Annotated in this window: 7 protein-coding genes; 4 read left to right on the top strand and 3 right to left on the bottom strand. The window is 45.4% G+C overall.

Translation table 11 applies throughout. The features are described from left to right. Window positions 1-267 precede the first annotated feature (267 nt). Both Enr10x_RS15505 and Enr10x_RS15510 read right to left on the bottom strand, forming a co-directional pair. A complete protein-coding gene (locus tag Enr10x_RS15505) occupies window positions 268-2,907 on the bottom strand; it encodes a serine/threonine protein kinase (protein WP_145450587.1) in 2,640 nt (879 codons plus the stop codon). A 6-nt stretch (window positions 2,908-2,913) separates the two neighbouring features. Next, window positions 2,914-3,507: an RNA polymerase sigma factor gene (locus Enr10x_RS15510; protein ID WP_145450588.1), complete on the bottom strand. Its 594-nt coding sequence runs from the start codon at window positions 3,505-3,507 to the stop codon at window positions 2,914-2,916. 418 nt (window positions 3,508-3,925) lie between these two features. Between Enr10x_RS15510 and Enr10x_RS15515 the strand changes: the two genes are divergently transcribed. The 4 genes from Enr10x_RS15515 (at window position 3,926) to Enr10x_RS15530 (ending at window position 7,983) form a co-directional block, all read left to right on the top strand. After that, on the top strand, window positions 3,926-4,714 hold the full coding sequence (locus tag Enr10x_RS15515; protein WP_145450589.1) for a hypothetical protein: 789 nt from the start codon (window positions 3,926-3,928) through the stop codon (window positions 4,712-4,714). A 68-nt stretch (window positions 4,715-4,782) separates the two neighbouring features. Beyond that, window positions 4,783-5,259 carry a hypothetical protein gene (locus tag Enr10x_RS15520; RefSeq protein ID WP_145450590.1) on the top strand — a complete coding sequence of 159 codons (477 nt, stop codon included), beginning with the start codon at window positions 4,783-4,785 and terminating at the stop codon, window positions 5,257-5,259. Between the two features lie 88 nt (window positions 5,260-5,347). Further along, window positions 5,348-6,199: a hypothetical protein gene (locus tag Enr10x_RS15525; RefSeq protein WP_145450591.1), complete on the top strand. Its 852-nt coding sequence runs from the start codon at window positions 5,348-5,350 to the stop codon at window positions 6,197-6,199. 23 nt (window positions 6,200-6,222) lie between these two features. Next, entirely contained in the window at window positions 6,223-7,983 is a 1,761-nt protein-coding gene (locus Enr10x_RS15530) for an FtsK/SpoIIIE domain-containing protein (RefSeq protein WP_145450592.1), read from the top strand. Here the strand turns inward: Enr10x_RS15530 and Enr10x_RS30310 are convergent. After that, on the bottom strand, window positions 7,923-8,282 hold a 360-nt coding region (locus Enr10x_RS30310), incomplete at its 5' end, for a hypothetical protein (RefSeq protein WP_232093023.1). The genes Enr10x_RS15530 and Enr10x_RS30310 overlap by 61 nt on opposite strands.

An 8,282-nucleotide genomic window follows, 5' to 3' on the forward strand; every position in this document is an offset into this window, starting at 1 on the left:
GCTTGTTATTTTCGCTACGCTCAAATAACAAGCACCACTCCGCCACACAGATAATTTACAGAAGAGATGTTACAGTAACTCGATTGAGGGTCAGATAGCGCGAAATGTTATTCGGAAAAGCAAATTACTTTACACAGCATGAAGCCGGTATAGCGGTTTAACTGGAGTCTGATATCTACTAAATTGGGAGACTATTCAATATTTTGCCCGACGAAATTTACCGGTAAGCACTGAGGGTTAAGAAGGCTTTCACTAAGTTATCTGAACTTACTGATACTCGATCAGATACGTTTCACCCGATTTGCTCTGAAACAAGATTTTATGGAACCGGACAGCATCTTGGTCAACGCCAAGTCCAAGGGCTTTGGGATAGATTCGCCACATCTCTCTTATGGATAATTCCGATTGTTTTCCTTCCCAATGAAATACTTCATTCTCATCGATTTGAAAATGAATGGTCACTTGATCATCGGGTTCCAATTGCACATCCACTTCTATGGTAAATTTTTCTCTATTTGCAAATAGCCCTGTTTTGCGCATGTCCCAATATCTTCCATTGACGTGTTGTATTCCAAATTGATTCCCATCTTTACCGAGAGAGATCATGCAATAGACTTCTCCTACAGGGAGCATGAGGTTGATTTCCCCATTACCCTGGATGCGAGTCAGTTGAACCTGCAATTGGTAGCTGCCTGTCGGAACCACCGGCAAAATCAAGCTTGAGAAATCGCTTCCACCTTCGATAAAAAGTTCTTGTCTGAATTTATTCTCGTGTTCTTTCTCTGGAACCTGAGCGGTTTTCCAGTTTCCTCTAAATGCATCCTGGCTGGGATCGATTTCTTCCAGTAAGTTTTTTGGCTCTAGATAGCGATCGGTCCTGTGAAACTTCCAGCGGTTTTGAGAAAATTTCCCCTTCTCGCCAACATTGAGTGATAGACTGTGAAAAACCACTTCTGCCTGATGGGCACCCAAACCAAAACTATGCTGCTGGACCTGCCAATCACTGCGCAGGGAAAGCGACTCAAGGGAGCCCCGCCAGCTCATTATTGTGGAGCCATTTAGATCTGCCGAAATGAAAGCCCGTGAATTGTTTGTGGCTACTTTTAACAGTAATTGGTGACGCTGAAAATTTGGAAGATGTCCTGGAAGATGATTCCCGAGTTCATGTCCGTAAGGAAGTGCCAATCCACACCATTGATCACGCCCCACTGATAGCATTCCGCTCTTTTTGCCAACTGGGAAGATCAGGTTGATTTCTCCAGTCCCCAGTTTGCGAGTGAATTCGAGCTCTAGTTGGTAGTCGTATTCTGTTTGAACGGGAATCGACAAGCGAGAAAATCCTCCCGGAGACACCCTCAATCCCTCCTGAGTCTTGGACCAGTCTCCAACAACAGTGTCTACAGGCAGTTGAACTTCTTTCACGAGATCAACGTTTGCCCAGAGTGAGGGGCTAGAGATTTCTGGTTGTGTCGAGGGATTTTGTGGAATAGCGGTTACCTGATTATCTGATGGCTTCAGCTGCGAGAACCACCAGATGGCCACAAGAATTAGAACAGCAACTCCAATTGCAGTCTTGTAATTACTCGAAATGGATAGATGAGGCAAAACTTTAGCTGTATCATCAGTGTTAAGTTGTTTCAGCGCAGTCGCAAACTCTTGCATCGAGCTAAATCGGTCTTCCGGTTTCTTGGCGATTGCTTTTAGGATAATTTGCTCCAGCTCTGGACGAATGCTGGAATTGAGTGAGGAAGGGGACATCGGTTTTTTAGAGAGAATTTGACCGATCACCTGATTCACCGACCCGGTAAAAGGTAGCTCACCAGTACAAAGCTCGTACAGGATCATCCCCAGTGAATAAATATCGCTAGCAGGTCCGATTATTTCTGTCTCGCCCCCAGCCTGTTCGGGAGACATATAGGCAGGCGTCCCGAGAAGTTGTCCCTGCTGCGTCAATTTGGTCTCATCGCTCTGGTGAAACAAAGATAAACCAAAATCAGTAATAACCGGTTGGTCTCCTTCTCTGTCAAGCAGAATATTGGCGGGTTTCAGATCACGATGCACGATCCCCGCATCATGAGCAGAAGCCATTGCTAAAGCCAGTTGTCTAACCAGCTTTATCGATTGATCCAGAGTTGGATTTTCTTGTTTCATCCTTTCTGCCAATGATCTCCCGTCTATATAGGGCATCACCAGCAGGACACAATCATCGGTTTCTAAAAAATCATAAAGGGGACAAATATTGGGATGGTTGAGTGCTGCAATTGATTTTGCTTCGCGCAGGAACCGTTTTTCCTCTTCAGAACCAGGTTGCAAATTGTGTCTGGGGATTTTCAAGGCGACATCGCGCTCTGTCTTAGGATCATGAGCTCGTAAAACCTGTCCGAAAGCACCTTCTCCCAGAATTTCTTTAACCACATACCGTCCATATCTGCGACGCGCCGACTGGTGTCCCTCTGGAAGAATTGTGGTCTGATTTGCCAGTTGTGATTCGGTCCAGGACTCTGACTGGTTGCCGCGATTTGGCAGATCTTGTTTGGCTGCCTGTTGTAATCGAGGAATCAATGATTTCCTCAATTGCGGAAATCGCGATTCATATTCGGAAATATCTAAATGGGAGTTGACTCTTAATCGCAGAATATACTCTGCGACAATCAGTTCCTGGTACGAATCGTGATCTTGAATCAGTTCCGGAAATCGTTCCACATACTCTTCTACTCGAACTGATTGGTCTGCTTTCAGCCTCTGTTCCAATTCTGTATGAACAAGTTCGGTGAGCAAAACTGATCGATCAATTCCATCCTGAAGTAAATAGTCTTCGATTGGGGATGAGGCATTCGAGTGGAGTGAGTCTTCAAACTGTGCGACAATCGCTTCCAGTTGTTGCCAATCTGATTGTGAATCAGACATTACGTACTACTCCAGTAATTCAACGAGTTCTATCCTGGCTCGGCTTAATATCCTGCGTACGGTCCGTTCGCTTCGGTTGACTTCCTGACTGATTTCCCGCTCACGAAATCCCTGAAGACGCATGGAAATCATGGTTTGTCCCTGCTCATCAAAAGGGCGCATTAAGTGATCAACGATTTCTGTCAGTAAAACTGCCTGCTCGGAAGTGGGCTCACGAGAAACTAACTCCCATCCACCTGTTGCCTGATTTTCAGTTGTTGGTAGATCGATGGCGTCTTCACGTGAAATGTCTCGCTTCTTTCCTCGGAAGTACCGAGCCTGTTTAGCACATTTTCGTACTGTGATTGTGACTAACAAAGCCCAAAGCCCATCCCAACTTTCCAAGTCAAAATCATCACTTTGATTTCGACGAAAGAAACTCTGATAAACCGACTGGAGAATATCTTCCGGATCTACTTTCTGTTGCAACCTCGCATTGAGGCGGGAGCGTGCCAAGAGCAGTAATCTGCCTGTAAACCGTTTGAAAATCTCATCGGCAGCCTGCTCGTCTCCTGTTCCCAAGCGTTTCATGACTAGTTGAAATGTGGATGTGGAGTCCATTGATCAACATCCAGAAACTATTTCAGAAAATTTGTGAAAAGCCATGTTTTACTGTCCTCAAAAAAACTGTTCCTCCAATTGGTCAAATAGGGGGAGACCTTGGAAATGAACCTAAGGCTCCATGATGAACATTTTGTACCAGATGAGAGGAGAGAACAATGCCGTTGATACTGATTACTGCCGATTTCGCCAGAACTCATTTCGCTGACTGTGAACTGCTCAAGCGTAGTAGATTCCTTTCAGTTGTCCGTCACTGAAGAAACGAAAGCTGTAACCAGAGATTCAATCCGACTTCACGCTTAGTGATTTGAGCAAGTTTTCTTTCTGAAAAGGGAAGGATTATACCCCGGTTCGACTGAAAGCATTCAACTTACAATAGAGCCCATTTACAACAGCAAATCAAACCAGGAGAAATACCATGACACGTTTATTGCTTACCACAGCCACATTTCTATTCGCATCGCAGTCACTGATCGCTTTTGCAGAAAGTGATCTGATCTACAACGCCCGATCCTTGATCGATCGAGAGTGGGCTTGCTCCTACAAGATCACCCATACCGATTACAACAGATCAACCCTTGCAGATAATGATCATTCTACACGCCGTCGTACAACACGCTACGGAGCTTCTCAGCCTTCGAACTACATTTCAACAGTTTCTACAATTCTCTCGTTAAAGCCAGGAGAGAAATGGGATGAAGGAAAAGCCTGGATTCTCAAAGCAACTGAGAATGATGGAAACACAAACCGAACCACCTATCAATCCTGGAAGGGCTACTATCAGTTTCTGGGGGATCCGGACGATGATGAGAACTTGGTTTTGCGTCTTGGTTTTACCAGACAATATTCCGGTAAGAAAAGACTCAGCGGTATTACATGGTCGCTTGATACTCGCTATGAGAAAAAGGGGGCTGACATTTTCATTCCTTTGGATGGGCGGACCGTCCCCCAAAATCGAATCACCCTTTCAGTGGTAGAAGGTTTTTTTGTTGATTCTCAAGGGGAACCCACCATCGTCCGTCACGAACCCTATGGTTTTCTACAAAAGCTTTCCGGTGTTGGGGATATTAAAACGGTCTATTCCACCGGATTTATCGGATTGGGTGATACCGTTGTGATGAGAGATGTTCTTGTCGAGGAACTTCTGAAATCAACTGGACTACTCAATTCTCTCCCCACCGGTTGCAAGCTGCATCTCAGTGAATAAACCATCCAAAACTTCATAACCAGTTTCAGACGTTCCATTAAGAATTAGAACCACGAAAGGAAGATACCATGTATGCCATCATCATTGCTGTTGCTCTGGGGAATTTTCAAGGACTTGATCAAATAGAGCCAGGGGACTGGTTTCACAAAAGTAATAATCAGTATCTGCAACTGAATATGCAGTTATTTGGACAGTATTCAAGGTTGAAAACCGTTTCGTTTATGTTTTCCAGAGCTGGAAAAGATTCGTCCGGAAAACCCTATTTCGGAATTAGACGGCTCACCGGACTCTATTCTGTTGAGCAGAAGGGAGATGAAAAACTCATCTATTGTGAATTTGTACGGCTGACCGACCTCTTTGAAAATATGGGAAAGAAATCCGGTAAGTATAAGGTCGATTATACTGTTGTATTTCACGCAAAAGTGACACGCTCAGGTGAGCTGGAAATTTACTATACCAGTGACGATGTGAAAAACCTGATTGGATGGCCTGTGAATCATAAAATGAGATTCCAAAAGAAAACGAAGGATTCGATTTCAAAATGACCTTTTGAAACAGAAATGCTGCCAATATTTGAATCAGATATCGGCAGCATTTTTTACGCTTGGGAATCTTTCATCGAAGGCGATCAAGATGGACTCATTATTCAGTGATACCGACTTCTTCAGTTTGTTGTTTCCGGCACTGATTTTTCTTTATGTCGGACAGCTGTGCGTGAAGTCGAATTCAAAAGCTGACCTCTGGAGTAAACGGATAGCTTCTTTCCAGTTTGTATTGATGATTGGCGTAGAAATTCTTACTGGCGATGCGATTGACCCCTATCAGTTTAGTGGGACGGTGACCACGGCCTTGGTAGTCGCTGGCATGGCACTGGGGCTTTGCTGGATCTTGCTTCCCATACTCTTTTCGCTTTATGAACAAACAATTGGGGCTGGTGTAGAACGCTTGAGATCTTTCCTGAGAAAACGCCGTGAGCGTCTACAAGAAAAGAAACTGGAACAAGAACGGAAGCGAAGTCAAAAAGAGAGAGAAGCTGAATTAAAACGGAGAAAGCCCGAACAAGAACAACAGCAGCAAGAAGCAGAACGTAGAAAAAAATATCAAGAAGATCAGCAACGTCGACGGGAAGAAGTACGCCTTCAGTGTCAATTACTATACGACCAACATGCCCTGGAATTGCGAGATAAGCTCAAGCCAGAACGATTAGAATCTTATTTTCATGAATATCTCTCCGATCAGTATTCCGCAGAAATGGTGGAGAAAAGGGGTGAATTACTCAAGGAGATGATTGCTCAGTCACTCGGCAAAGAATCAGGTAGCCAGGCTAATTTCAACTCGTTGCAGGAAATTGCTCTCTATTTTCGAGAACAGAGAATCGAGATTGAAAATCTGGAATACGATGCAATCACTCTCCAGACAATTCAAGCTTCGCTCAGTGCACAGGAGGAAGCATTGATTCGGGCATTTTTATCACGTAATCACTAACTAACAATGACCAGGAGATTGTCATGATTCCAATTCAACTGGGAATAGACCGGTTGACTGATTCTCAGATCAATATTGAACCGGATCAGTTTCGTACGCATTTTCACTTAATCGGAGCTACCGGTTCAGGAAAGTCGACCGCCATTCAGACATTATTACGGCCGATTTTGATGCAGCCACGATCAGAGATGTGTGCTCTCTTTCTAATTGATCCCATGGGCAATTTGTCCCGGGATTTACTCGGTTGGATGGCCAATGAACGACTTTGTCCTCAGCATGTGCGGGATCGCCTGGTTTACATCGAGCCAGCGCGGGAAGACGTCATCATGCCGTTTAATCCGCTTTCTCACACCTCTGAAGCAAATCGCTATTATCAAACAATGCGTTCGGTCGACATTGTGCTGCGGGCCTGGGCGGCTCAGGATGTTTCTCAGCAACCCCGTTTATTGCAGTGGACATACAAGGCCTTTTGTGCGGCAGCGATGATGGGACTACCAATTGCGATGTGCAAACATCTGTTGCATCCTGGATCACCGGAGCATGAAGCCATTCTGAACCGGATCCCTGGTGATATCCGCTTTCATTGGAATGATATTCTGGGAGCACGCGGCAGTGAAGCGGTGCGGATTCTGGAATCGACACGCAATCGACTGGACCCGTTTTTTGAATCCACCAACCTGCGTCGTATGTTTGGCTGTACACGAAGCCTCTTTGATTGCGAGCGTTTTATTAAAGAACGCAGGATTGTCATTCTCAACCTGGGAAAATACGGAAGGCTTCCTGGATTCGTTGCTGATACGATTGGTGCTTTGGCGCTCAATGAAATCGTGGAGACTGCCAGTCGACTTTCAACGAATGCAGGAAAACAGGCCGTTGATCCGACTTATGTTGTGATGGATGAGTTCCAAAAGTATGTCTCCGTTGATATTGAGGATGCCCTTCCTACTGTCAGGCAAATGGGACTGAGGTTGATTCTGGCCCATCAATCCTTTGCACAACTGGATCGGGAAGACGTGGATTTGACGCAGATGATCTGGCAAGCCCGTAGCCGGCTGATGTTTGCCAACAATGCCCGGGATGCCGACATCATTGCGGATGAACTGACCAAACTGACGTATGAATCCAGAAAAATCAAAGACATACTCAAGAGCAAAAAACAGTTGATTCTCGGTTACCGCAAAGAATGGCTCGAAACGGAATCGAGCACCAGTACCAGATCTACTTCCAATATGGAACAAAATTCAACCGGTTACAGTCAGTCCAGCGGCGAATCAATTCCACCAGAAACATATCGCCCGACAAAATCTAAAAAAGATGGCAGGAACTCTTCTACTTCAAAAGGTCATACGCACGCTGACAGTACAGGGAACTCCTCCGGACGCAGTGAGTCGAATGTACCGATCCATGATACGTTCGAGGAGATCAGCAATATCACCTACGAAAGTTTTGAAGAGCAGTCTCTGCAATGGGGCAAAGATATTCGCAGATTGCAGACGGGGGAAGCGTTTGGCATGTTCGCCGGTGACCCCCAAGTCCATTTCGTGAACGTCGATTATTTGCCTCTATACGACTCTCCTCAGCTGCGGGATGCCGTCGATACGCTCATCGAAAAGAATTTTGAATCAGATTTTTTCATCTCAGCTACTGAAGCAGATCAGGAAATCGAACTGTACCGTCAACAACTCCTACAGGGGACTCTGATTCAGTTGACCGATCAGGACTATCATGTCAAACCGGAAGTGACCAGTGATGAGGCGGATGAATCCACTGATCCGTTCCGTTGAATGGCTACGTGTGTCAGGTTCGCTGCTTCTCGGAGTGAGAGCCCTCCATGTTCGGTAATCTGTTCCAGTAAGTGCTGAAACTGTGACCGTTCATCAGCGCGAACACCGAATTGAATCAGATATTGCATATTGAGTTGGTGTTCTGCCTGTTGTCGAGCAATATTATTTGTAATTTGTGCGTTGAGTGTTTCCTGCTGTTTTACAGCCGCTTCAGCTTGCCAGAGTTCCTGAAGGCGAAGTTGTGCGTCACCACGACGGATTGCGATACCGATTACCGAGCTTGCCGGATGTTGTTCAAA

The organism is Gimesia panareensis (assembly GCF_007748155.1).
In the GTDB taxonomy this organism is placed as follows: domain Bacteria; phylum Planctomycetota; class Planctomycetia; order Planctomycetales; family Planctomycetaceae; genus Gimesia; species Gimesia panareensis.

Excerpts from the sequence above, each read along its gene's own strand:
- Enr10x_RS15510 (WP_145450588.1), bottom strand. The coding sequence starts at position 3,507 with ATGGACTCCACATCCACATTTCAACTAGTCATGAAACGCTTGGGAACA.
- Enr10x_RS15515 (WP_145450589.1), top strand. The coding sequence starts at position 3,926 with ATGACACGTTTATTGCTTACCACAGCCACATTTCTATTCGCATCGCAG.
- Enr10x_RS15520 (WP_145450590.1), top strand. The coding sequence starts at position 4,783 with ATGTATGCCATCATCATTGCTGTTGCTCTGGGGAATTTTCAAGGACTT.
- Enr10x_RS15525 (WP_145450591.1), top strand. The coding sequence starts at position 5,348 with ATGGACTCATTATTCAGTGATACCGACTTCTTCAGTTTGTTGTTTCCG.
- Enr10x_RS15530 (WP_145450592.1), top strand. The coding sequence starts at position 6,223 with ATGATTCCAATTCAACTGGGAATAGACCGGTTGACTGATTCTCAGATC.
- Enr10x_RS15505 (WP_145450587.1), bottom strand. The coding sequence starts at position 2,907 with ATGTCTGATTCACAATCAGATTGGCAACAACTGGAAGCGATTGTCGCA.